The organism is Saccharospirillum sp., assembly GCF_040881935.1.
Classification (GTDB): domain Bacteria; phylum Pseudomonadota; class Gammaproteobacteria; order Pseudomonadales; family Natronospirillaceae; genus Saccharospirillum.
In genome coordinates this window covers 75,875-97,175 of record NZ_JBBECH010000038.1, presented here as the reverse complement: position 1 = coordinate 97,175, position 21,301 = coordinate 75,875, and the positions used below count along the sequence as shown (strand labels likewise).

Here is a 21,301-nt window from a genome sequence, read left to right as displayed (position 1 = left end):
CTTAGAAGTTGTAACCCAGGCCTGCTGTATAAGCCCAGATACCGTCATCCTGGAATGAATCTGAAGCGTCGCTGGTGCTTTCGAACAGGAATTGATACTCGACGCGCGAGAGGAAGTAAGTCTTCGACTGCACGTAGTATTTTAAACCGGTTTCCAGGCCAGCGAAAGCGCTGTTATTGACACCGTCACCATAGATTCCCCCCAGGCTACCGCCGACGAACGGCCGTGCGCGATCATCCAGGAATTGATAGTTGGCGTAACCACGCGTCGAACCGTTCCAGAAATCATTGCTAATGCTTTCGCCACTGATGCTGGCGTAATTGACGCTCTGCCGGATACCGGCGACCAGGCTATCTCCCAAATACCAGCCGAGATCGCCAGTCACGCCAAAGCTACCGCTGTTGAATTCCTGATCGCTGCTGCCGGTTCCGGAGATGGAGAATTCCTGTTCGTCGTGATCCGGGCCGAACTGTATGGTTTCTGCTATGGCTGCCACGGGTAGTGCACCGAAAAGGCAGAGGGTGATTGCTGCAGTGTTGACTCTGATCATGGGAAGTTCCTTACTTGTGTTGTTTCGATGGAAGTCCTAATTGCGCCATTACGTGCTATGCGCCGATTGTATCAAAGCGAATACCAAGGCTGTCAGCCAACGCAAACGCATACCCTCATAGTCATTGCCTGACCTCTATGTTGTCTGTTCGTAAGCGCACCCTGGATAAAAGATTTTCTCGCCACTCAAGCTACGACATACCCGCTAACACCCGCACGGCGTACCCGATGATCGCACTGTCTTGTAAACGTCAGCTTTGAACACAGTGTGACAAGGTAACGACGCGAGGCTGAAACCAACGAGGGTCCACCACTGTTTGGCTGCCACCCACAATACGTGACGCGGGTACCGGATTACGTAGGAAGAGGTTTCCTGATCTCTCGAAGCGAGTTGCGTACGTTAGACAACGCACAGACCCGTAATCAAACATCAAATATCGTCTATTTGGGAGCCTCGTTGTGTATCTTTGATCGTTTATGGTCTGAGGCGAAACCACAACAAAACACTTATCTGGAGATTAGCTCATGAACAAGAATCAGGTTCAGGATCAGGCGAACAAGGAGAAAGGAAAGGTCAAGGAGGCTGGCGGTAAAACGACCGGTGACAAAAGCACTGAGCAAAAGGGAAAGTCTGGTAAGCAAAGCGGAAAGTCCGGAGCTGTGTTGGGAGAAATCAACGACGATCCCAAGAAAAAATCGAAATGAACGGTTTAATGAGGCGATTGAAGAGTACATACGGGTCCGGCGACTGCATACCCATTAAACCCCGTCGATCCATCAAAGGGAGTTCTAAATAGTGAGTAGTAGAACACTGGGTATTGTGTTGTTGCCGGATAGATCCGCACGCCACTAACGTAAGGAGTTGTAATGCGGCACAATGTACATGAACCTTCGGTTGACGATGCCAGTGAATACTCGCCGGTATTGCATCCGGACAACCGATTGTTCAGTGCGGGTGAGCTGCGTTTATTTCGCTATACGTCAGTTATGGCTTCCTTGGTTGCGCTGACGGCGTTGATCGGGATCTCCGTGTGGGCACTTAGCTGGATACTCGGTGTGTTCTACAATTTGCTCCTGTCACTTTCAATCGCTGGCATACTGGCTCTTGTGCTTCACCCTGTGGTGGAGTTTCTCGAGCGTCGGCTTCATCTACCACATTTGCTGGCCACCATTTTTGTGTTAGTGGCCTTTTTTACGGGAGTGGGTAGCCTGTTTTTCTTGCTCGTTCCTATTGTTGTTAATCAGGTCATCCAGTTGTTGACCGTTTTGCCTGACTTGCTGGCAAGTTGGCAGGCACATTTTTCCTTCAGCTTTCCGGAAATCAGTTCCATGATTTCATCCAATATTGAGAGCAACGGAGAGGAAGAGTCCGAATCGGTGATGCCAGACCTGGGAAGCACGAGCAGTGCTATCATGTCCTACCTCGGGTTTTTGGTGGGCTTGAGCTTTGTGCCTCTGTTCCTGTTCTTCACTCTGCTCTCGGGGGGCACGATTAGGGGGCAGATAACCGAACTGTTATCCGTTTTTCGCAAGCCTACTCAGCAGAAATCATTGTATTTTCTGGATATGTTTGTGGAATACGTCACCACTTTCTTTCAGGGCCAGTTAATCATTGCCGTTAGCATGGGAATACTCTATGCCGTTGGCTTTACATTGGTCAGCCTCAAGTTAGGCATCCTTATTGGTCTGGTGTTGGGGTTGCTGAACATTGTTCCTTTTCTCGGTTCATTGATCGGCCTGTTGGTGGTGTTGCCTATGGCTTATCTGCAGCCAGATGGTGGCATTCAGTTATTGCTCCTGGCCGGCGTGGTGTTCGCGGCGGTGCAACTGGTCGAAAGCTGGTTGCTGACGCCCAAAATAATGGCCAACCGCTCTGGCCTGCATCCGGCACTCGTGGTTATCTCACTGTTTTTCTGGGGGATAGTCCTGGGTGGGGTTATTGGTATGGTACTGGCAGTCCCCCTGACGGCGTTTATCGTAGCCATTTGGAGCGAGGTTAAGGCCAGCCTGAAACGCAATTTGGACAACCGGGAGATATGGTCATGAAAGAATCTGGCGTTAGCCAGGGTGTTGCCAACGATACCCAGAGGCTCTTTCTCATCCTTAAAACCCTGTCGTCCGACATGGTGCGCCTGTTATTGGTAGAGACGCGCCTGTTCGGCCATACGGGATTGGCGATGATTGGATTATACTCGGTGTTTGCGTTGCTGCTGGCAAGCGGCTGGTTGTTCGCCGGAGCGGCTGCCGTGTTTGCACTGATGAGCTTGCAGGCTTTCCACCTGGTGGGCGCCATGCTGACGGTAGCGCTGGCCAACTTTGTGCTTGCGGCCCTGGCATACTGGCGATTGCGGACCATTGCGCGGGACCTCACGTTTCGCGAAAGCCGCGCTAGCGTTAACGATATGCTAATTCAGGCGCGGTCTCTCGTAGACCCTGCAGCGCAGGGGCTGGAGGAATAGGCGGATCAGAGTATTGATGAGCGGATATAGCCGGAAATGATTTGCCCGGCTTTTACCTGGCCTGCCAGGCTGGTAATTAGCTGGTGAGCATGTTTGATGCCGGACACACCAATGCGTTCTGCCAGTACGCCACTGGCAAAGGCAACCGGCAGTGCAGCAGGGCTGCGAGCCAGAGTCATTGTTTGATGCATCAGGCCGTTGATACGCCGATGGATTAGACTGGTGCAACGATCAATGTCACCGCGCAATTGCGCGGCTTCCTGCTTTAACTGGTTCCGACGGGACATTATGGTTTCCGCTTTAAGGCAGACAGCAAGGATCCCGCAGCGAAGGCGAGGCCCACAGACATCAGCGGGTTTTCGCGAACGAATCCACTGATAGATTGCAGGGTGTCTTCGGTGCGCTCTTTGGTCTTCTGTCCGGCTTCCTTGACATGAGCCTGTGCATATGCCGCCTCATGGCGAATTCGCTCTTCGGCTTTGCCTGCCGTTTTTGCGATATGGTCCACTGATTCATGAGCGCTCTCAGAGAGACGGTCTGTGGTGGAGTGGTCGCTACTGGTTTGTTTAGTCATGGTATTCTCCATTGCTTTGGGGGGTATGAGTGGATGCAGTTCGGCATCCACAGATAAGTACCTGAAAGTCTCCCGTAAATAACACCCACCGTCTGCGCGACAACGAACAGAGACAGCTGTCTATCCGGTTATTTACCAAATAATCCGTTGATTTTGTAGCGCCTTTTGGCCTCGAGTTTCCTGGAAATCTGTTTGTGCGCAAGCGCACAGATCATGTTGGGAAAGACTGCCATGATGTGATTCATATTTGTTGGGAATTGGTAAGGAAACAATAGGGGTTCCCTAAAAGTTTACTTTTAACAACCCAGAAGGAGTGAATGAACCATGAAATTCAACAAAACCATTACCACAACTGTGCTGGCGAGTGTCCTGATAATCATGCTGGCTGGTTGCGATAAGGATAGCCCTCTCGAAGACGCAGGTGAACAGATGGATGACACCATCGAAGACACAGGTGATGCTGTTGAGGATGCCACTGACGGTAATTGATTCCCTGTTCCATCTCAGGTTGGCGTTCAACACTCTCACGATGTAGGTGCCTGTATAATCGAGCCGGTCAAGTTTCTCGTTAAGTCAGGCTCCTGCAAAGAGCCTGTGCAAATCCTATGAAAATTATTCTGGTCGTATTAGCCCTGTTGCTGGTGATAGCTACGGCTCTTCCACTATTGCGTTTCAACCAATGGTGGATTCGTGTTTTGGATTTTCCAAGAGGGCAGATTGCCATTGCTGGCATCGTGGTTATTACTCTCTATCTCTATTTTTGGGATACACACCGCATCTATGAAACGGTTTTACTGGGGCTGTTGTTGTTGGCTGTGGGGTATCAGATCGTAAAGATGTTTCCGTACACAGTACTAATGCCCAAACAGGTTCTGGGGTCTGAGTCGGACTCGAATGACGCTCATCTCAAGTTGCTCGTGGCCAATGTGTTGATGGACAACCGGGAGTCAGGCGCTTTTCTGGATATCGTGCGGGAGTTTGATCCGGATGTTATTTTAACCATGGAAACAGACGAATGGTGGGAAGAAGCGCTCAAAACACTGGAAGATACCTATCCGCACACGCTCAAAAACCCGCTTGACACCACCTATGGCATGCTCGTGTATAGTCGACTGGAAATGATTGACCCGCAGATCCGGTTTATTCTTGAAGACAGTGTCCCTTCAATGCACATGCAGGTGGTATTGCCTTCAAATGACCGGGTTTTTATGCATTTCGTTCACCCGGACCCGCCTAACCCCAAGTACGCTACAGAGACGACGGAACGAGACGCGGAAGTACTGATCGTAGGAAAAGAAGTCGAAAAGCGCGATGAGCCAACCATTGTTGCCGGAGACTTCAACGATGTAGCCTGGTCTTACACTACAAAACTGTTTCAAAAAGCCAGTGGCTTGCTCGACCCCCGAGTGGGAAGAGGAATGTTTAGCACTTTTAATGCAAAAAGCCTGCTTTTGCGTTGGCCATTAGATCACGTTTTTCACACCGATCATTTCAAACTTGTACGTATAAAGAGAGGCCCCGCCTGGGGGTCTGATCACTTCCCTGTGTTTATCGAACTCAGCCTGGAACCCGGTGCAGAAGCCGAGCAGGAAGAACCGAATACCAACCAGGAAGAACGAGAGCGGGTCGATGAGAAGATTGAGGATGGCAGGCAATGAATGGACCCGAAGAGCAGCCGGGTAGAGCGTTCGCAATCTGCTTATTATTCGTTGTTTTAGAGTGCGCTAGCGCACTGTGATATGGCAACACCCATCTTATGCTTCTTCCTCTGGCGCCCATTGCGTCGAGATCAAACGGAGGAAGAATCATGAGTATTATTGTATGGCTCGTCATGGGTGGCCTTGTTGGCTGGATCGCAAGCATGATCATGGGTACAAACGCTCAGCAGGGCATCATCCTCAACGTAGTGGTCGGCATTGTCGGCGCATTGATCGGTGGCTGGCTGATTGGACCACTGCTCGGGGCGGGCTCCATTAATGACGGTATTAGCATTATGAGTTTTATCGTGTCATTGATTGGTGCGGTAATACTGCTCACTATCCTGAGTTTTTTTCAGCGCAGCTCATCACGCTGAAAAATATCGGCATCGAATTTGAAACTACTGTCAACTGGAGAAAACCATCATGAATCACTTTAAGACAATTTTTTCGTCGCTGCTTGCAATACTACTGATAACAACGGTTATTGGGTGTGCGGGAAGCTCGACTCAGGAAAGCACCGGTGAATACATCGACGATGCCTGGATCACCACCAAGGTGAAAGCGTCACTGGTCGAAGATCCGGACGTCAAAGCCCTTGAGGTTAACGTTGAGACCTTTAAGGGAGTCGTTCAGCTGAGCGGCTTTGTTGAATCGCAAGAGGCTATGGACCAGGCAGTGATTATAGCCCGCAGCATCGAAGGTGTGGTTTCGGTCAAGAACAACATGACAATAAAGTAAAACGGCTCATAACTGATCGTCTAACCTGATATCCGCAAGTACGGTGTGCAGCGTGACTCTGCACACCTTCAAACCTGTTAATGGCACACATCCTATGGAAGTTTGGTATTCTTGATCCCGGCTGACCCCGTGCCTGGGGCAGCCTTGTGTTGGTTTTGCGGGAGTGTTCGCTTTGGTTGGTGACGATGCGGGTAAAATAGATGACATCGGTATGATGCAGCTAGCGCTGGAACAGGCCAGGTTGGCAGCAGCCGAGGGTGAAGTGCCTGTGGGGGCGGTTGTTGTTCTGGACGGAGAGGTTATCGCCTCGGAGTACAATTGTCCGATCGGTGAGCTTGACCCGAGCGGCCATGCGGAGATGCGGGCTATCCGCCAGGCCTGTCTCGCAGTTGGGAATTACCGTTTGCCGGGTGCCACCCTGTATGTAACGGTCGAACCCTGTACCATGTGCGCCGGTTTGCTGGTGCACAGCCGCATCGCCCGTTTGGTGTATGGGACGGCCGAGCCCAAGAGCGGGGCGGTCGTATCGAAGCTGAATTTACTGAATGACGGGCCCTACAATCACCGTATTGAGGTGATCGGTGGCGTTCTCGCCGACGAGAGCTCGGCACTGATGTCCGATTTCTTCGCCCAGCGCCGCGCTCGCCAAAAAGCTTTGAAACAATCGGCCGCTTCTGCAAAACCAGCATTCTGATCTATTCTGAAAGTCTATACCTCTGACTGAGCCGCTGTTAAACCAGTATCTTCCCCCAACAAGGATTTTATGACCGACATCACCACGCTGAGTTTTGCTCAGAAATCGCGACGACTATCGCCAATGTACGCCGCTTATTTCACGCTGTTCGGTGTTTTTACCCCCTATCTGGCACGTTATCTGACCGCCCAGGGTCTGACACCGCAGCAGATTGGCGTTGTTGTCGCGACGGTGTTCGGGGTCAATGTCTTTGCGCCCTTTTTGTTTACCCTGATCAGTGACCGCACGGGTCAGCGTCTGCCGCTGATCCGCATTGGCTATGTTTTGATGGGTGTGTTTTATCTGCTGGCGCTGAAAAGCGGTGATTTTTTCTGGTATCTGGCTGTGTTCGGGCTGTTTGGCGTTTTTATGTCAGCGGTATTGCCGCAAATGGAAGGCGTTGCACTAAACGTACTCGGTGCAGACCGCTCCCGTTATGGCCAGATCCGGCTTTGGGGGTCGGCTGGCTATGTTGTAATCGTCTGGACACTGGGAGCAGCTCTGGATCGGTATCCGGTGACCATTCTACCGGTGATCGGGGCTGTTCTCTGCGGTTTAATGTGGGCTTCAACCTGGCTGATTCCGCAAGAGACCCGGCTCGGACCGGAAGACCGCCAGACCACAAAAGGGCTGGAAAATGCCTTTATTGACTGGCCGCAGGTAGTGGTGTTGATGGCAGTGGTGTTTCTGTGGCAATTGGGTTTGGCGCCGTACAACACCTTCTTTGATCTTTTTATGAAAGATCGGGGGTTTAGCGCCACGACCATCGGTTTTCTAATCAGTTTCGGCTCGATCTGTGAGATCGTGGTGTTTTTGTATATTGCCAGCTGGTTTCAACGGTTCAGTGAGCGATACCTCATTGTCTTCGCTCTCGGTATTACCGCATTGCGCTGGGTGTTGCTGGCCAATCTTGAGCAGAGTTTTACATTGGCAATCGTGATACAAGCCATGCACGCGCTGACCTTCGGCGTGGTGCATTCGGTAGCCATTCATCGCGTCGGGCGTCTGTTTCCGCCCAGTCGGCAGGGCTTTGGCCAGGGCTTGTACGTTTCGACCGGCATGGGCGTCGGGTTGATTTGCGGCAACCTGATTGCTGGCTGGCTGTGGCAGGGCACCGGGGTGGTGTTCTGGTTTGCTTCCGCTATGGCGCTGGTGGCGACTCTGCTGGCTTATTTTGGCTTCAAGCCCATTCGCAGCCAGGGGTAACGTTCTGAACCCAGGTCGTTACTCCCTGTCGTGACTCTGCCGTAACTTTAGCGTCGTGGCACTTTAAGCAGTTTACGATACAGCGCGACGTAGTCCCGGGCGGCGGTTTTCCATTCAAAGCGTTGCTTCATCGCTGTTTTCTGCATGCCCAGCCAGACGTCCGGCTGGTCATGGTAAACCCGAATCAGGGATCTGAGTTCATCGATGAGCGCCTCGGGCGTGGGGTCGACGAACATGAAGCCGGTGGCACTGTCCGCATTGCTGGTGTCAGGGTGCAAGGGGGTCACCGTGTCTTTCAGGCCGCCCACCGCCCGTACCAGTGGCAGAGTGGCGTAACGCAGGCTGTAGATCTGATTCAGGCCGCAGGGCTCAAAGATCGACGGCATCAGGAAGGCATCGCCTCCGGCTTCGAGCCGGTGAGCAAGGGCGTTGTCGTAGCCTTCGACAAAGGCGACCCGCGTCGGGTACTCGCGCGCCAGTCGGTGTAGTTGCGCCGCCAGATTCACATCACCGGAGCCGAGTAGTGCCACCTGGGCATCGGTATTTCGCAGCGTCTCCCACAGTGCCGGAATCAACAGGTTAAAACCTTTCTGGTCTGCCAGCCGACTGATTGAAACCAGTAACGGTGCATCACCGTCCGCTAACCCCAATTCCTGCTTCAACGCGGCTTTGCAGCGAGCTTTACCGCCATCGTCCGGTTGTTTGAAGTGAGCCGGGATGTCCGGATCGGTTTCCGGTGACCACTGGCCGTAGTCGCAACCGTTCAGGATGCCGCTCAGGGCATCGGCTCGTTCACGGAAGATCGGACCCAGACCATGACTGCCCAGGTCGCTGAGCAATTCACTGGCGTAGCCGGGGCTGACTGCATTAATGGCATCGGCAAAGCGAATGCCGCCCTTGAGCAGGTTGATTTGGCCGTGGTCTTCAAAGGCACCAGGGTGGAAGAACTGCTCGTTTATCCCCAGGCTGGGCAACCAACCCGAACTGCATTGGCCCTGGTAGGCTGCGTTGTGCAGTGTCAGTACACTGCGGCTGTGAGCAAAAAAGGGTTCGTAGCGGAAGTGCTCGGCCAGGTAAAAACTTGCGAGCGCGGCTTGCCAGTCGTTCGCGTGTACGATGTCGGGCTGCCAGTTGTTATCCCGGCACCACTGCAACGCCCCCTTGCTGAGCAACGCAAATCGACGCGCATTGTCTTCATAGGGGGTACTACCGTTATCGTAAATGCCAGGGCGATCGAAACTGTCGCTGTGCTCAATTTGCACCGTCGGGATGCCCTGGTGCTCGCCGGTACGGGTGGCTAGCCAGGTTTCCTCGAAAGCGTTCAAATGCACGCACAGACTCTGGTGCGGCCATTGTGACCAAACCGCCCGGGTTTTGGCATAGGCCGGTGTCACCAGCCGGACATCGTGTCCGAGACGAACCAGTTCGGCCGGCAGGGCGCGGGCGACATCGGCCAGCCCGCCGGTTTTTACCAGCCCCTCGACTTCAGAAGCAATGACCAGAACTTTCAAGGGGGATTTATTCGAAGCCAACCTGAGCTCCTTTTGGAATGGTGATGATGCCGTTCGGAGACACATGAAAACGCTGGCGATCGTGCTCGGGGTCTTCGCCGATGACGGTGCCCGGGGCAATGTTTACATTCTTGTCGATAATGGTATGGCGGATGCGGCAGCCGCGCCCGATGTCGTTATTGCCCATCATCACGCAATTGTCGACGTAAGCGTGGCTGTGCACGTGGCAGTTGTACCCCAGAATACTGCGATGCACGATGCTGCCGGAAATAATACAGCCGCCAGAGACAATGGAGCTGATCGCCTGGCCAGTGCGGTTGGCCTCATCGTGTACGAACTTGGCGGGCGGTACGGCCGGGTGATAGCTGCGCAGTGGCCAGTGTCTGTTATACAGATCAAACGGCGGCTCTACCGCGAGTAAGTCCATGTTGGCTTCGTACAGCGAATCGAGTGTGCCTACATCGCGCCAGTAGCCGCTGGTATGTTCCAGTTCGCCGCGAATCACGTTGGTGGAAAAGTCGTAGACATAGACCACCCCGGCTTTGTACAGATCCGGAATGATGTTGTGACCGAAATCGTGCACCGAATCGCTGCTTTCAGCATCTTCTTTCAGGCACTGAACCATGGTGGGCGCGTCGAAGACGTAGTTGCCCATGCTGGCCAGCACATAATCCGGGCGACCCGGGATGGTTTTGGGGTCTTTTTTTGGCTTTTCCTGGAAACCGATCATCTTGTTGTTTTCGTCAATTTCGATGATGCCGAACTGGTCCGCCTGGCTGACGTGCACGGGAATCGCGGCGACGGTCAGCTTGGCATCGTCAAAACCGCGGTGGAACTCCACCATCTGGCGGACGTCCATCTTGTAGATGTGATCGCCACCAAAGACGCAGACCACTTCGGGATCCATGCCCTCGATCAGCTCTATGTTCTGGTAGATGGCATCCGCTGTGCCCTGGTACCAGTGTTTGCCCATTTGCATTTGGGCCGGGATGGGGTCAATGAAACGGTTGGTCAGGCCGGTGACACGCCAGCGCCGACTCATGTGTTTCATCAGTGAGTGGGACTTGAACTGGGTCAGAACGAAAATCTGTAACAGGTCCGAGTTAACAAAGTTGTTCAATACGAAGTCTATGATGCGATAGTTGCCGCCAAACGGTACGGCCGGTTTTGCTCGAACCGAAGTGAGTGGCGCCAGGCGTGTGCCCTCACCACCGGCCAGAATCATCGAGAGTATGCCGGACATAATGTATCCCTTTTAGTCTGTATTGTTGTTGTAATGGTGCGCTCTTGCCCGCCCCTGCGCCCGGAGGCAACTGACGGATGCATGTGGTGCTGTAGCCCGCTCAGGTTGAGTGTAGGCAAAAGCGCCTTCATTTGCTGGTAGTTTCTGGCTAAATTTTTTCTCGTCGCGCTTGCGTCAGACTCCGGTGATCAGGCCGAGTGAGCCAAAGAAAACCACTGACCCCCAAGGGTTGGCCCGATTCCGGTCGTAATAAACCAAAGCGGCCACTGGCGCGACGATAATCGTCAGAAAGAGCAACAGTTTTTTGTACATCGGCCACCGCCATCCTGGAAGGGTGGGTTTCATTGTGTACCGAATCTTTTCGCGTTGGCAAGATATGTGGTCTGTCTGATGCTTTTGATTCTGGTAAACTGGCCGGGTTTATTATCGGTTTACGGACTTTAGGATGAAGATGAGAGCTCCTTTTAGAAAGTCGTTTGGATGGTCTGTCGCTGTGTTGATGTCGGTAGTGGCGGGCAGCGCGATGGCGGAAATGGACGCGTCAGGACAGGCTGCCATTACCTTGTCGCCACAAGCGCGGATCAGCCTGGTACCGCTAATGGATCAGACCCTGACGGAATCCGGTACGGTCACGGTTCAGCCGCAAGACGACGGTAGCCCTAATGGGGCACTGAGTGAGGCATTGCCGCGCCATTGTCTGATGTCGGTCAGGGTAACGCTCGGGGCGGATCAGGCGGGTCTGGAAGCAGGTAAAATGATCTGTGTGACCGAAGACCGCCGCATTCTGGAGCTGACGCCAGCGGCATCTATCGAAGGCTTGGGTGAGTGTCAGTCATCGGGCGGAGTGGCCTGTGGTCGTTATGTGATCAGCACTGAACAGTCGGGAACCTTGTCATTGCAGATGGCTGGGCGCCTGATGCCTCAGCCAAGAAACGAGCAGAACTGAGGCCGCAGATCAGGGCCGATTCAGACGAATGTGGTCGGGGTAGGGGAAAATATCCGCGACCACGCCCGCATTCAATTCATCCTGCACACCACGCCAGTAGTCTGCATCCAGCAGAGCGGCATGATAGGCCACAAAGTAGCGCTCCAGCCGGGCCTCATTGAACAGGAAAGTGGCGAACTCCTCCGGGAAGATGTCGTTGGGTGCCACGCTGTACCAGGGCTCACTGGCCAGTTCGTCTTCAGGGTAACGTGGCGGCGGAATACGGCGGAAATTGCAGTTGGTGACCCAGTCGATTTCATCGTAATCGTAGAAGATAACCCGACCGTGACGCGTCACCCCAAAGTTTTTCAATAACATATCACCGGGAAATATATTAGCGGCGGCCAGTTCGCGAATAGCCTGGCCGTATTCTTTTAGAACTGCCTCCTGTTGTCCTTCGCGCGTCGGGTCTTCCAGGTACAGGTTCAGCGGAATCATGCGCCGCTCGATGTAGCAGTGGGTGATTACTAGCTGATCGTTTTCAATTCGAATGCTGGATTCGGCCACCCGGGCCAGCTCTTGCCGCAGTTCTTGCGATACGCGGTTAAGGGGCAGGGCGACCTTGGAGAACTCCCAGGTATCGGCCATTCGGCCAACCCGGTCGTGCTGTTTGACACGATGATACTGGTTCTTGACATGCTGGCGCGTCATGTCTTTCTGGGGTGCAAATTTGTCTTTGATAATTTTGAATACGTAAGGGTAAGAGGGTAGTGTAAATACCGTCATTACCATGCCTTTGATACCCGGTGCGACCTGGAACAGGTCGTCGCTGACGGCCATGTGCTGCAGCAGTTCACGGTAGAACTGGGTTTTGCCCTGCTTGTGTAACCCTATTGAGGAATACAGTTCGGCCCGGGTCTTGGTGGGCATTAGCTTGCGCAGAAAGTTCACTATGGCCATCGGGCTGCCGGTATCCACAAAAAAATAGGCCCGCGCAAAACCAAAGACAATGGCCATGGCGTTGCTGTCCAGCAGCAGGGTATCGGCGTAGAGATACCCATCTTCGTTGTTCAGTATCGGCACGATAAACGGCAGAGTACGATTGGCCAGGTTCAGGCGACCGATCAGATAACAGGCCTTATTACGAAAAAATGGCGTGGTGATCAGATCAATACTGTAGGTTGTGGCGGTTTTAGCCAGTTCCGGTTCCTGTTCACGAAAACGGTGTATCAGATGGCGCACATCCCGGTGGGCGTTTTCAAACGGCAGGCCAATGTCCATATCCTTCAGTAATTGCAGGATCGTCGCTTCGAGATTGCCAACAACCGTATAACGGCGTACCAGATTCTCATCGGTTTCGTAGTGACGCCAGAGCGCGTCGGACTCTACAAAGATGTATTCATTGTTGTAGTAGCGCCGGTCGAACAGACGACAAAAGACGGAATTGAAGAAGGTTTCTGCCAGGTCGGGCTGGGGGTGATGCCGCAATTGTTCGCTGAGTAGCTGTTTGACGCCTTGCCAGTTCACCGGGCTAAGGCCACCTTCACATTCGCGCAGCGACTGGACACACAAGTCGACCTGGGCATCATATAGATCGACCCGATCGCGGTGAATGGCCTGCAGTTCCAGCCACTGAGCATTCAGAAACCCCTGGTGGGCGCGTTGGCAATAGGAACGAAAGATCTGGTAGTGCTGGTCAAAGCCAGCCAGGATGCGTTCAGCAAGAAGAACCGTCGGCGCTTCAGTCGTAGATATTCTTTTTCTTCCAGCTGTTCTGGTCATCAATAAGGCCTTCCATATCGGGTGCCAGCCGCTCAGCCTGACCACTGTCGTAATTGCGTTTGAAAAAGCGGCTGAACTTGGACCAATAGTCAGCAGTGTAATCTAAAAAAACGTATAAAAACAAAGATTTGCTTGACACTATTAAGTCTCAACCTTAGAGTTCCTCCCGCTTTTGACGTGTCCCGTTCGTCTAGTGGCCTAGGACACCGCCCTTTCACGGCGGTAACAGGGGTTCGAGTCCCCTACGGGATACCACTCAAGCACCCTTTCCCTATCGATCCCGGCTTGCCAGTTACCCTTTACCGATATCAGTTCATTGTTCTTTCAGAGCATGATTATAGCCTTACCTGTGCCACTTGAATTCTCTCTGCAAGCTGATTCTCCAGTTTACCTCGGTTTAGGGTCAAACTCTTTAGGAGGTTCGCCAGGCTGGTTATATTTCTTGCCTGTTCGCTGCGCTTGCATAACGTCGCAGCCGTGACAGCCCGTATCGGAAGTGACACACTTCAGGCTTTGAATAACAGCCCAAGCGAGTGAAGAGGTCATGAAACCGGTTTATGCTTTTGGTGAGGTCTTGGTTGATGCGCTGCAAAACGGGTCGGTGACCGAGCAGGGTCTGTCTATGCCCCAGGCTGTGTTTTACCCTGGCGGTGCGCCCGCGAACGCGGCTGTTGCAGCGGCGCGGCTGGGAGCTCGGGCTCTGTTTATCGGCCAGGTTGGCCGGGACAGTTTTGGGCAGTTTTTGAAGACGGCGCTGAATCATTACGGCGTCGACACTCGCTATTTGCGTTCGACGGATGCCCCTACACCCCTGGCTATGGTTACCCTGGACGACCGTGGGGAGCGCAGTTTCCAGTTTTACCGGCAGGGGACCGCCGATGTCATGCTGGCGGCCCACAAGTTACCCAGCCCCAATGAGTTTGCGCCGGGTATCATGCACGTGTGTTCCAATACGCTGACTGAGCTTGGCATAAGGCGGGTGCACATCGGTTTTATCGACCGGTGCCGGGCGGCGGGCAACCTGATCAGCTTCGATGTGAACCTGCGCAAGAATTTATGGCCCGATCAGACCAATTTCCGAGAGCCTATACAGTCGATGCTCAAACGTGCCGATGTAATCAAGGTCAGCCGGGAGGAATTGGTTGAGCTGTGGGATGGCGATGCGGAGGCTGAGTTGGTGAGCTGGGCATTTGCGCACGAAGCCAAAGCCATTTTTATTACCGATGGCGCGGCCCCGGCCACCCTGATAACCCCGGTGGCGCGCGTCGAAGTGCCGGTGCCCAGCGTCAACGTGGTGGACACTACCGGCGCTGGTGATGCGTTTTCCGGTGCCATTCTGTTCAGCCTGTGTCAGAACGAGACACCAGACTGGGAGGCGGCACTGGCACTGGCCGTCAAGTGCGGTGCCTGGTCTGTTGGCCGGGCTGGCGCGTTTCCGTCACTGGCGACCCTCGAGGATGTTCAGTGACCCTGATTCACAGATCTTTTTGTTGATGGCCGCTGAATAGCGTATTGCTTTGGTTAACAATGGCGGGTCATGGGTTAATGGCTGATCTGCCATTCAAGCCGAGCCATTGTTATTTTAACCGCAGTAATAAATAGGGGAGCCCTGTGTTTCTAGACGCCTTTCACACTCAGCACACCGAGAATACGATCAGCATCAGTGCTGAGCAGGGCAGTGCCTTCGCCAAGGAAATCGCTGGCGACTTTAACCCCATTCATAACATCGGGGCCAAGCGCTTTGTGGTACCAGGTGATTTGTTGTTCGCACTGGTGTTGAACCGCTACGGCCTGAGCACCTCCATGTCCGTTCGGTTTTCCGGCATGGTCGGGCCTGACCGGGAATTGATACTGCCGGAAGTTGACAAAGGCATCATCGATATTATGGATGCCGATGGCAAAGCCTATTTGCATCTGGAACACAGCGGCGAGACCAGCCACGATGCCGCGCTGATTGAACACCTGACGCGTAGTTATGTGGCGTTCTCGGGCCAAAACTTTCCGTTCATCATGGTGCCCCTGCTGGAAAAACATCAGGTGATGTTTAACCCACGGCGGCCGCTGGTGATCTATGAAAGCATGGCGTTCGAGTTGACCAGCCTCGACATCAGCGAGCCCTCGCTCGAGCTGGCGAATACCTCGCTTATTGTTAACGGCAAGCGAGGCGACGCCTTGTTTGAATTCAACATTGTCGCGGGTGGAAAGCGTGTGGGCACCGGCATCAAGAAACTGATTGTCAGTGGGCTGCAACCCTTCGATGCCGAGTTGATGGATGGTGTTGTCGCTGAATTTGACCACCTGAGAGCGAACTACGGCCGCTGAGCGCCGCACCACGACTACCTTTGGCTGGCCCGGACGCACGTTCGTTCAGTGGTCATTCCCTGCTGAGGGTGTCTTGCTATGTTCTATCCTGTAAGGCGACCGACGCTATTCACGTCGGGGCTAACACCCCTGGCAGCAGGACAGGATTCAAACCATGGACCCGACATTCGCAGACTTCGTTCGAACAGCAGGTTTGCCCGAAGCCCTGCTGTTCCATCAGAGTAGCCTGTATCAGCCACTGGCCGACTGGGTGGTTGCAAACCGGCTAAGGCTGGTTGGAATTCAGGGCACTCAGGGATCGGGTAAATCAACGCTGGCTGAGGTGTTGAAATGGCACCTGGAAATGGGGGGGCTCAGGGTTGAGGTGTTGTCGATTGATGATCTTTACCTGAGTCGGGCCGATCGACAGGCCCTGGCCCAGAGTACCCACCCCTTATTGGCCACACGGGGCGTGCCGGGCACTCACGATGTTGCTTTGGGCCGGGAGATTTTTGCCTGGGTGCAGTCAGGTTCAGGGGCCTATACGCTGCCCCGGTTCGACAAAGCCCAGGACGACCGGGCGCCGCGCGCGCACTGGCATCATTGCGAAACCCCGCCTGACGTCCTGTTGTTTGAAGGCTGGTGTGTGGGGCTGGCGGCACAATCCGGGACTGAGTTGGATCAGCCGATCAATGAGCTGGAAGCCCGCGAAGACACTGCCGGCGACTGGCGCAGGTACGTTAACGATCAACTGCAACAATTTTATGAGCCCTGGTTCGCGCAACTGGACGCCCTGATTGTGCTGCAAGCACTCGGGTTTGAACAGGTGTTTGCCTGGCGTAAGAAACAGGAAGAGGCATTGCGTGCCCGCAAACAGGGCCTGGGGGTTATGGACGAGGCAGCGTTGCGGCGTTTTATATCGCACTACGAACGACTGACTCGTCACGCTCTGGCAACCCTGCCAGACAAAGCCAATGTACTGATTCCATTGGGTGCCGATCAGCAACCCGGCGCAGTGCAATGGCTAAAACAGGGGCAGAGCCAATGACCTGGTGGGTGGTACTGACCGACCTGGATGGCACCCTGCTCGATCACGACAGCTACGACTGGCGTCTGGTGCAGGCGTTGCAGGCAATCAATATTCCCATTATTGCGGTCACCAGTAAAACCGCGGCACGCAACGTGATGACCGCAGGTCAAGAATTTCTGGAAAACCCCATGGCAACGCCTTTTATGCCCAGCTGGAGCCGGGTGCAGTCGGCTATACCCGACATTCTCGAGCAAGTATTCGACGCTGTGGAACTGGATAATCAGGAAATGGGGTAACACAAGGCTCGCCTCAGGGCGCTGTACGATCAATAATACCCACCTGAATTGCTTCGGGCAGTTCAGCCCGAGTTCGCCAGGCAACGGATATTTACCCAATATCAGCGGCCTGGGCACTCACCTAATAACGAGGTTGCTCTGGAAGCGACCCGATAAGCAGTAACACTATCAATCTGACAATCAACCCGACTAACAACATTAACATTACCAGGGAAGCTCCATGAAACCGCACTTTATGCAAACACTGGGCGAGTTTATCGTCGCCAATCAGAAAGACTACCCGAACGCTTCCGGCGAATTCTCTGCCTTGTTTTCAGCCATTCGGCTGGCAGCAAAGGTCATTCACCGTGAGATCAACAAGGCCGGTTTGGCTGATCTGGCCGGTCTGGCCGGGGGAGACAACATTCAGGGCGAAGCGCAACGCAAGCTGGATGTTCTGGCCAACGATACATTCAAGGCTGCACTGGCGGCCCGGGGCGTGGTCTGCGGCATCGCCTCGGAAGAGGAAGACCACTACATTCTGCTGGACGACGGTCTCAATACCGATAGCAAGTACATCGTGCTGATGGATCCGCTCGATGGCTCATCCAACATCGATGTCAACGTATCCGTCGGTACGATTTTCTCCGTATACAAGCGCCGGTCGCCCCTGGGTACCAAGGTTACCGACGCCGATTTCTACCAGTGCGGTAATGAACAGGTCGCCGCTGGCTACGTTATTTATGGCTCTTCCACCATGATGGTGTACACCACCGGCCATGGCGTGAACGGCTTTACTTTCGACCCGACGCTGGGCGTATTTTGTTTGTCTCACCCAGACATGAAAACCCCTGAGCTGGGGCAGATTTATTCGGTCAACGAAGGCAATTATGTGCATTTCCCGGATGGCGTTAAACGCTACATCAAGTATTGCCAGGTGGAAGATGCCGCAACATCAAGGCCCTATACCAGCCGCTACATCGGTTCTCTGGTCTCAGATATCCACCGCAACCTTATTTACGGAGGTATCTTCCTGTATCCCTCATCTGCACCTTACCCCCAAGGCAAGTTGCGGTTGTTGTATGAATGCAACCCCATCGCGTTTCTGGTTGAGCAAGCGGGTGGCCGTGCCATCAGTGGTTCGGGCCAGCGCATCATGGACATTCAGCCGGAATCGCTGCATGAACGGGTGCCATTCTTTGCTGGCTCCCCGCGCATGATCGAAGATTTGGAAGCCTGTCTCGATGAGTTTGGCGGCAAGGGCTGAACCCAGGTCAGGCCGGGCGCGCAACGCGTCCGGCCTTTGGCATTCAATGACAAAAAATTACAGTTATAACTGCTTGATTTGCAACGACGCCTCAAATCCCATCTGAAAACCTGTCCCAAAGCGGATGCATTCTGATTCCGCTTGCTTATAATCCGCGCCCCTCCAATGGGTCAGCTTTTAGCGCAGGCAGCTGGGCGGGGCGGGGTAATCGTGCAGCCTCGCAATTCCCGGTGTGCCAATCCAGGTGTGCACAGCCAGCAGGTGGGAGGTTTATGGTGAGTCAGGCAGAGGTATCCAACAGTCAGGGTCATTTGTGTCTGGCGTCGAGCCTGATACTGAATGAACGGCCGCTACCGATTCGGTTTTTCTACAAGGAGGCCGCGCAACACGCCAACGATACTGGCTTCCGGTTTTACAGCGGGTTCGAAACCGATGATTTTGTGCAGGAAGATAATGCCGCCTGCATAGCACCGCTGGATTGCATGGCCCGCCTCGACCCAAGCATCATCGCGCTGGTCGAACGCTCCAGCGTGGGCAGCGTGTGGGAGCGTTTGCCCGATAGCAATGATTGGGTGCCGGTTTATGACTACACCATTCCTGATTAGTAACTCAAGTTTCGGAGTTCTGGTCGCCTCAGTGGCGTTGGCCCGCATCGGATACCGGGTATGCCCCTGTGGGGTCGGCGTAGATCCATCCATGGAGCCTAGACCGCAGCATCCCTGCTGCGGACTACCCCACAGGGGCACACCCGGCACCCGCTGCTAGTCTCTCAGGCGAACTCCGAAACTCGAGTAACAACTACATAATTACCGGTCGGTCTGTACCAGCCAGGGTTGCGAGAACCAGTAAAAGAACGAGCCGCTGCGCGCCTGTGAGGTGCAGTTAAAGCGGTGGCGTCCGTCGCTGAGGGCTTTCGGTGGGGTTACCCGAAACCGGTTGTCATCCAGCCATTCTGCTTCGACCCAGCTGCTGTCAACAAAACAGTTGAGCGCCCGGCCCATGTTTGACGTATCCGTCACTTCCACAGTAACACTGGGGCGGGTTTCAGCGGTCAGCATGTCGGGCAGCGCGTCCCGGTTTACCGGCATAGGCTTACTGTTGAGCTTGGTGATCAGCGTCTCCGGGTTGGCGTATACACCGGCTGCCGCGAAGCGGGGAATGGCACCCCAGTCACTGTCGGCACTCATGCCCCCGGAGTGCTGTGCAAAGGCAGCATAGCCCTCATCCAGCAAGGCTTGTTTGAGTGTTTCGTTGTATTCGCCATAGGGGTAGGCGAACCAGCGGGGAACCATGTCGCCCAGTTCGTCGGTCAGACGCTGCTGCGCATGGCTGACATTGTCTATCATCGACTGCAGCCAATCGTCATCGAGCGGTGAATGCCGGACCATGTAATCGTGGTCGCGGCTGTGATTGGTGATGGTGGCACCCCATTCCTGCAAGTCCCGCAGCTGATCCCAACTCATCATTTCCTGGAAATTCTGGTCGATCGGGTCGGTGGCGACGAAGACAGTGAACGGCGCATCAAATTCTTTCAGTAGTGGAAAGGCGTTGGTGTGGATGTTCTCGTAGGCATCATCAAAGGTTAGAGCGACCGCTTTTTCTGGCAAATCTATGTCGGCGTCGCCCCGCAGGGCGGCCAAAGCGTCTTCCAGCGATACCACGGTAAAATCATTGTCACGCAGTAACTGCAAATGTTCGCGAAAGCCAGCTGGGCTGATGGTGGTGCTGGCGGGCGTGTCGTTGGCTACGTGGTGATAAACCAGAATATTAACGGAGTCGGTCGCATGCACGGTAATACTGCACAAGGCCACGGACAGCGTAACGATCAGGCGCTTGATCATAAAACGGGCTCCTTGGATGGGTCGGTTTCGATGGGGCGTTGCGGATCGGTGATCCATTCACTCCAGGATCCGGCATAAAGTCGGGGTTGCGGGTAGCCTGCCAGCGTCATCGCCAGGATGTTATGACAGGCGGTTACACCCGAGCCGCAATAACTCACCAGATTTGTTTGGCTGGCTACCGAGGCAAAACGCTCGGCCAGGGCGTCCGGTTCCCGGAAGTGGCCGTTTGCATCAAGATTGCCGGTGAAATCTGCGCAGCGGGCACCGGGGATGTGACCGGCTTTGGCATCCAGAGGTTCCTGTTCGCCCAGATAGCGTGGCAGGGCTCTCGCATCCAGCAAGGACAGGTCGGGCAGTGCGTCCTGCACTTGTTTGCTGGAGATTACCCAGTCGGGTGAGCAGCTAACGGTCAGAGTTCCTGAGCGGTGCGGGTGATTGTCGGCACCCGATTGCATCGGCCCGTGCCAGGCATCCAGTCCGCCATTGAGCACCTGAACCCTCGAGACACCCGCCCAGCGCAGCAACCACCAGGCTCTTGCGGCGAACATGGCATTGCTCTGGTCGTATACAACGACAGTGGTGTCGTCATTGACGCCCCAGTCGCGCAAGCGGACTTGCCAGTCCTCAGGGTGGGGCAGGGGGTGACGACCGGTCTGGCCGGGTATGCGGGTGCCAGATAAATCCCTATCCAGATGGGCGTAGACAGCCCCGGGCAGGTGTTCTCGCAGGTAGTGCTGTTCGCCCGCAGCCGGGTCGGCCAGGTTGAACCGGCAATCCAGCAGTAATGGAGAGGCGATGTCGGGGTTAGCCAGCCAGTCGGCCAGTTGGTCGGCCTCGATCAGCGGGTGATAAGCGATGGACATGCGTCGGGTTCCTTTCGATGGACGGGTCACGATAGCGATTATCGCCGTCAATGAGAAGCACGGGGGCTGTCATGAAAGGGTAAGGGTCGATAACGGAAAAGCAGATGCTGTACTTGATGGCTGGGCCGGCAGGACTCGAACCTGCGGATGACGGGATCAAAACCCGTTGCCTTACCACTTGGCGACGGCCCATTAGGCTAGGAACTGTACCGGCAACAGAGAAGACTTGCTACCACTGAAGACTGGAAAATGGCTGGGCCGGCAGGACTCGAACCTGCGGATGACGGGATCAAAACCCGTTGCC

General features: G+C 54.4%; 26 protein-coding genes and 2 tRNA genes. 17 read left to right on the top strand and 11 right to left on the bottom strand.

Features of this window, described 5'->3' with window-relative positions; genetic code table 11:
* Nucleotide 1 precedes the first annotated feature (1 nt).
* On the bottom strand, nt 2–550 hold the full coding sequence (locus WEB54_RS06230) for a hypothetical protein (protein ID WP_368054258.1): 549 nt from the start codon (nt 548–550) through the stop codon (nt 2–4).
* 524 nt (nt 551–1,074) lie between these two features.
* Here WEB54_RS06230 and WEB54_RS06225 point away from each other — a divergent pair.
* The 3 genes from WEB54_RS06225 to WEB54_RS06215 all read left to right on the top strand — a co-directional run bounded on the left by WEB54_RS06225 (nt 1,075) and on the right by WEB54_RS06215 (nt 3,008).
* Nucleotides 1,075–1,254 (top strand): CsbD family protein, encoded by a 180-nt coding sequence (locus WEB54_RS06225; RefSeq protein ID WP_368054256.1) that lies wholly within the window; start codon nt 1,075–1,077, stop codon nt 1,252–1,254.
* Nucleotides 1,255–1,491: 237 nt separating this feature from the next.
* Nucleotides 1,492–2,595, top strand: a complete 1,104-nt coding sequence (locus WEB54_RS06220; RefSeq protein WP_368054254.1) for an AI-2E family transporter — start codon at nt 1,492–1,494, stop codon at nt 2,593–2,595.
* Nucleotides 2,592–3,008, top strand: coding sequence for a hypothetical protein (locus tag WEB54_RS06215; RefSeq protein ID WP_368054252.1), 417 nt, complete (start codon nt 2,592–2,594; stop codon nt 3,006–3,008). Before WEB54_RS06220 ends, WEB54_RS06215 begins: the two co-directional genes overlap by 4 nt.
* 5 nt (nt 3,009–3,013) lie before the next feature.
* Here WEB54_RS06215 and WEB54_RS06210 read toward each other — a convergent pair whose 3' ends face one another.
* Both WEB54_RS06210 and WEB54_RS06205 read right to left on the bottom strand, forming a co-directional pair.
* On the bottom strand, nt 3,014–3,295 hold the full coding sequence (locus WEB54_RS06210) for a hypothetical protein (protein ID WP_368054250.1): 282 nt from the start codon (nt 3,293–3,295) through the stop codon (nt 3,014–3,016).
* Nucleotides 3,295–3,582 carry a YqjD family protein gene (locus WEB54_RS06205; RefSeq protein WP_368054248.1) on the bottom strand — a complete coding sequence of 96 codons (288 nt, stop codon included), beginning with the start codon at nt 3,580–3,582 and terminating at the stop codon, nt 3,295–3,297. Before WEB54_RS06205 ends, WEB54_RS06210 begins: the two co-directional genes overlap by 1 nt.
* Nucleotides 3,583–3,906: 324 nt before the next feature.
* On the opposite strand from WEB54_RS06205, the gene WEB54_RS06200 reads away from it, so the two are divergent.
* The 6 genes from WEB54_RS06200 to WEB54_RS06175 all read left to right on the top strand — a co-directional run bounded on the left by WEB54_RS06200 (nt 3,907) and on the right by WEB54_RS06175 (nt 7,959).
* Nucleotides 3,907–4,071, top strand: coding sequence for a hypothetical protein (locus tag WEB54_RS06200; protein WP_368054246.1), 165 nt, complete (start codon nt 3,907–3,909; stop codon nt 4,069–4,071).
* Between the two features lie 116 nt (nt 4,072–4,187).
* Nucleotides 4,188–5,240 (top strand): endonuclease/exonuclease/phosphatase family protein, encoded by a 1,053-nt coding sequence (locus WEB54_RS06195; protein WP_368054244.1) that lies wholly within the window; start codon nt 4,188–4,190, stop codon nt 5,238–5,240.
* A gap of 149 nt (nt 5,241–5,389) precedes the next feature.
* A complete protein-coding gene (locus tag WEB54_RS06190; RefSeq protein WP_368054242.1) occupies nt 5,390–5,656 on the top strand; it encodes a GlsB/YeaQ/YmgE family stress response membrane protein in 267 nt (88 codons plus the stop codon).
* A 49-nt stretch (nt 5,657–5,705) separates the two neighbouring features.
* Complete coding sequence (locus WEB54_RS06185; RefSeq protein ID WP_368054240.1) at nt 5,706–6,020, top strand: BON domain-containing protein; 315 nt, start codon at nt 5,706–5,708, stop codon at nt 6,018–6,020.
* A 163-nt stretch (nt 6,021–6,183) separates the two neighbouring features.
* A complete protein-coding gene (tadA, locus tag WEB54_RS06180) occupies nt 6,184–6,714 on the top strand; it encodes a tRNA adenosine(34) deaminase TadA (protein ID WP_368054238.1) in 531 nt (176 codons plus the stop codon).
* 69 nt (nt 6,715–6,783) lie between these two features.
* Nucleotides 6,784–7,959, top strand: a complete 1,176-nt coding sequence (locus tag WEB54_RS06175; RefSeq protein WP_368054236.1) for an MFS transporter — start codon at nt 6,784–6,786, stop codon at nt 7,957–7,959.
* A 47-nt stretch (nt 7,960–8,006) separates the two neighbouring features.
* Here WEB54_RS06175 and WEB54_RS06170 read toward each other — a convergent pair whose 3' ends face one another.
* The 3 genes from WEB54_RS06170 to WEB54_RS06160 form a co-directional block, all read right to left on the bottom strand.
* On the bottom strand, nt 8,007–9,491 hold the full coding sequence (locus WEB54_RS06170) for a glycogen synthase (RefSeq protein ID WP_368054234.1): 1,485 nt from the start codon (nt 9,489–9,491) through the stop codon (nt 8,007–8,009).
* A complete protein-coding gene (gene glgC / locus WEB54_RS06165; protein ID WP_368054232.1) occupies nt 9,478–10,713 on the bottom strand; it encodes a glucose-1-phosphate adenylyltransferase in 1,236 nt (411 codons plus the stop codon). Before glgC ends, WEB54_RS06170 begins: the two co-directional genes overlap by 14 nt.
* A gap of 174 nt (nt 10,714–10,887) precedes the next feature.
* A complete protein-coding gene (locus WEB54_RS06160) occupies nt 10,888–11,025 on the bottom strand; it encodes a hypothetical protein (RefSeq protein ID WP_368054230.1) in 138 nt (45 codons plus the stop codon).
* Between the two features lie 133 nt (nt 11,026–11,158).
* Between WEB54_RS06160 and WEB54_RS06155 the strand changes: the two genes are divergently transcribed.
* Nucleotides 11,159–11,659, top strand: coding sequence for a hypothetical protein (locus WEB54_RS06155; RefSeq protein ID WP_368054229.1), 501 nt, complete (start codon nt 11,159–11,161; stop codon nt 11,657–11,659).
* Between the two features lie 9 nt (nt 11,660–11,668).
* Here WEB54_RS06155 and aceK read toward each other — a convergent pair whose 3' ends face one another.
* Both aceK and WEB54_RS06145 read right to left on the bottom strand, forming a co-directional pair.
* Complete coding sequence (gene aceK, locus WEB54_RS06150; RefSeq protein ID WP_368054227.1) at nt 11,669–13,420, bottom strand: bifunctional isocitrate dehydrogenase kinase/phosphatase; 1,752 nt, start codon at nt 13,418–13,420, stop codon at nt 11,669–11,671.
* Entirely contained in the window at nt 13,380–13,559 is a 180-nt protein-coding gene (locus tag WEB54_RS06145; RefSeq protein WP_368054225.1) for a hypothetical protein, read from the bottom strand. The genes aceK and WEB54_RS06145 overlap by 41 nt, the downstream gene beginning before the upstream one ends.
* 40 nt (nt 13,560–13,599) lie before the next feature.
* Here WEB54_RS06145 and WEB54_RS06140 point away from each other — a divergent pair.
* From WEB54_RS06140 to WEB54_RS06110, 7 genes are all read left to right on the top strand, one after another.
* A tRNA-Glu gene (locus WEB54_RS06140) sits at nt 13,600–13,675 on the top strand.
* Between the two features lie 289 nt (nt 13,676–13,964).
* Entirely contained in the window at nt 13,965–14,888 is a 924-nt protein-coding gene (locus WEB54_RS06135) for a carbohydrate kinase (RefSeq protein WP_368054223.1), read from the top strand.
* A gap of 143 nt (nt 14,889–15,031) precedes the next feature.
* On the top strand, nt 15,032–15,742 hold the full coding sequence (locus WEB54_RS06130) for a DUF3581 domain-containing protein (RefSeq protein ID WP_368054221.1): 711 nt from the start codon (nt 15,032–15,034) through the stop codon (nt 15,740–15,742).
* 154 nt (nt 15,743–15,896) lie between these two features.
* Nucleotides 15,897–16,769, top strand: coding sequence for a hypothetical protein (locus WEB54_RS06125; protein ID WP_368054219.1), 873 nt, complete (start codon nt 15,897–15,899; stop codon nt 16,767–16,769).
* On the top strand, nt 16,766–17,047 hold the full coding sequence (locus tag WEB54_RS06120; protein WP_368054217.1) for a hypothetical protein: 282 nt from the start codon (nt 16,766–16,768) through the stop codon (nt 17,045–17,047). Before WEB54_RS06125 ends, WEB54_RS06120 begins: the two co-directional genes overlap by 4 nt.
* A gap of 220 nt (nt 17,048–17,267) precedes the next feature.
* Nucleotides 17,268–18,293 carry a class 1 fructose-bisphosphatase gene (gene fbp, locus WEB54_RS06115; protein WP_368054215.1) on the top strand — a complete coding sequence of 342 codons (1,026 nt, stop codon included), beginning with the start codon at nt 17,268–17,270 and terminating at the stop codon, nt 18,291–18,293.
* Nucleotides 18,294–18,565: 272 nt separating this feature from the next.
* Nucleotides 18,566–18,898: a DUF2185 domain-containing protein gene (locus WEB54_RS06110; protein ID WP_368054213.1), complete on the top strand. Its 333-nt coding sequence runs from the start codon at nt 18,566–18,568 to the stop codon at nt 18,896–18,898.
* A gap of 201 nt (nt 18,899–19,099) precedes the next feature.
* Here the strand turns inward: WEB54_RS06110 and WEB54_RS06105 are convergent, their stop codons facing one another.
* The 3 genes from WEB54_RS06105 to WEB54_RS06095 all read right to left on the bottom strand — a co-directional run bounded on the left by WEB54_RS06105 (nt 19,100) and on the right by WEB54_RS06095 (nt 21,189).
* Nucleotides 19,100–20,134 (bottom strand): polysaccharide deacetylase family protein, encoded by a 1,035-nt coding sequence (locus tag WEB54_RS06105; protein ID WP_368054211.1) that lies wholly within the window; start codon nt 20,132–20,134, stop codon nt 19,100–19,102.
* On the bottom strand, nt 20,131–20,997 hold the full coding sequence (locus tag WEB54_RS06100) for a sulfurtransferase (RefSeq protein ID WP_368054209.1): 867 nt from the start codon (nt 20,995–20,997) through the stop codon (nt 20,131–20,133). Before WEB54_RS06100 ends, WEB54_RS06105 begins: the two co-directional genes overlap by 4 nt.
* A gap of 117 nt (nt 20,998–21,114) precedes the next feature.
* A tRNA-Gln gene (locus WEB54_RS06095) sits at nt 21,115–21,189 on the bottom strand.
* Nucleotides 21,190–21,301: the final 112 nt, after the last annotated feature.

What these genes read in the sequence shown, in the direction of transcription:
- WEB54_RS06230 (WP_368054258.1), bottom strand. Translation starts at nt 550, where the DNA reads ATGATCAGAGTCAACACTGCAGCAATCACCCTCTGCCTTTTCGGTGCA.
- WEB54_RS06225 (WP_368054256.1), top strand. Translation starts at nt 1,075, where the DNA reads ATGAACAAGAATCAGGTTCAGGATCAGGCGAACAAGGAGAAAGGAAAG.
- WEB54_RS06215 (WP_368054252.1), top strand. Translation starts at nt 2,592, where the DNA reads ATGAAAGAATCTGGCGTTAGCCAGGGTGTTGCCAACGATACCCAGAGG.
- WEB54_RS06210 (WP_368054250.1), bottom strand. Translation starts at nt 3,295, where the DNA reads ATGTCCCGTCGGAACCAGTTAAAGCAGGAAGCCGCGCAATTGCGCGGT.
- WEB54_RS06205 (WP_368054248.1), bottom strand. Translation starts at nt 3,582, where the DNA reads ATGACTAAACAAACCAGTAGCGACCACTCCACCACAGACCGTCTCTCT.
- WEB54_RS06200 (WP_368054246.1), top strand. Translation starts at nt 3,907, where the DNA reads ATGAAATTCAACAAAACCATTACCACAACTGTGCTGGCGAGTGTCCTG.
- WEB54_RS06195 (WP_368054244.1), top strand. Translation starts at nt 4,188, where the DNA reads ATGAAAATTATTCTGGTCGTATTAGCCCTGTTGCTGGTGATAGCTACG.
- WEB54_RS06190 (WP_368054242.1), top strand. Translation starts at nt 5,390, where the DNA reads ATGAGTATTATTGTATGGCTCGTCATGGGTGGCCTTGTTGGCTGGATC.
- WEB54_RS06185 (WP_368054240.1), top strand. Translation starts at nt 5,706, where the DNA reads ATGAATCACTTTAAGACAATTTTTTCGTCGCTGCTTGCAATACTACTG.
- WEB54_RS06175 (WP_368054236.1), top strand. Translation starts at nt 6,784, where the DNA reads ATGACCGACATCACCACGCTGAGTTTTGCTCAGAAATCGCGACGACTA.
- glgC (WP_368054232.1), bottom strand. Translation starts at nt 10,713, where the DNA reads ATGTCCGGCATACTCTCGATGATTCTGGCCGGTGGTGAGGGCACACGC.
- WEB54_RS06160 (WP_368054230.1), bottom strand. Translation starts at nt 11,025, where the DNA reads ATGTACAAAAAACTGTTGCTCTTTCTGACGATTATCGTCGCGCCAGTG.
- WEB54_RS06155 (WP_368054229.1), top strand. Translation starts at nt 11,159, where the DNA reads ATGAAGATGAGAGCTCCTTTTAGAAAGTCGTTTGGATGGTCTGTCGCT.
- aceK (WP_368054227.1), bottom strand. Translation starts at nt 13,420, where the DNA reads ATGACCAGAACAGCTGGAAGAAAAAGAATATCTACGACTGAAGCGCCG.
- WEB54_RS06135 (WP_368054223.1), top strand. Translation starts at nt 13,965, where the DNA reads ATGAAACCGGTTTATGCTTTTGGTGAGGTCTTGGTTGATGCGCTGCAA.
- WEB54_RS06125 (WP_368054219.1), top strand. Translation starts at nt 15,897, where the DNA reads ATGGACCCGACATTCGCAGACTTCGTTCGAACAGCAGGTTTGCCCGAA.
- WEB54_RS06120 (WP_368054217.1), top strand. Translation starts at nt 16,766, where the DNA reads ATGACCTGGTGGGTGGTACTGACCGACCTGGATGGCACCCTGCTCGAT.
- fbp (WP_368054215.1), top strand. Translation starts at nt 17,268, where the DNA reads ATGAAACCGCACTTTATGCAAACACTGGGCGAGTTTATCGTCGCCAAT.
- WEB54_RS06110 (WP_368054213.1), top strand. Translation starts at nt 18,566, where the DNA reads ATGGTGAGTCAGGCAGAGGTATCCAACAGTCAGGGTCATTTGTGTCTG.
- WEB54_RS06105 (WP_368054211.1), bottom strand. Translation starts at nt 20,134, where the DNA reads ATGATCAAGCGCCTGATCGTTACGCTGTCCGTGGCCTTGTGCAGTATT.
- WEB54_RS06100 (WP_368054209.1), bottom strand. Translation starts at nt 20,997, where the DNA reads ATGTCCATCGCTTATCACCCGCTGATCGAGGCCGACCAACTGGCCGAC.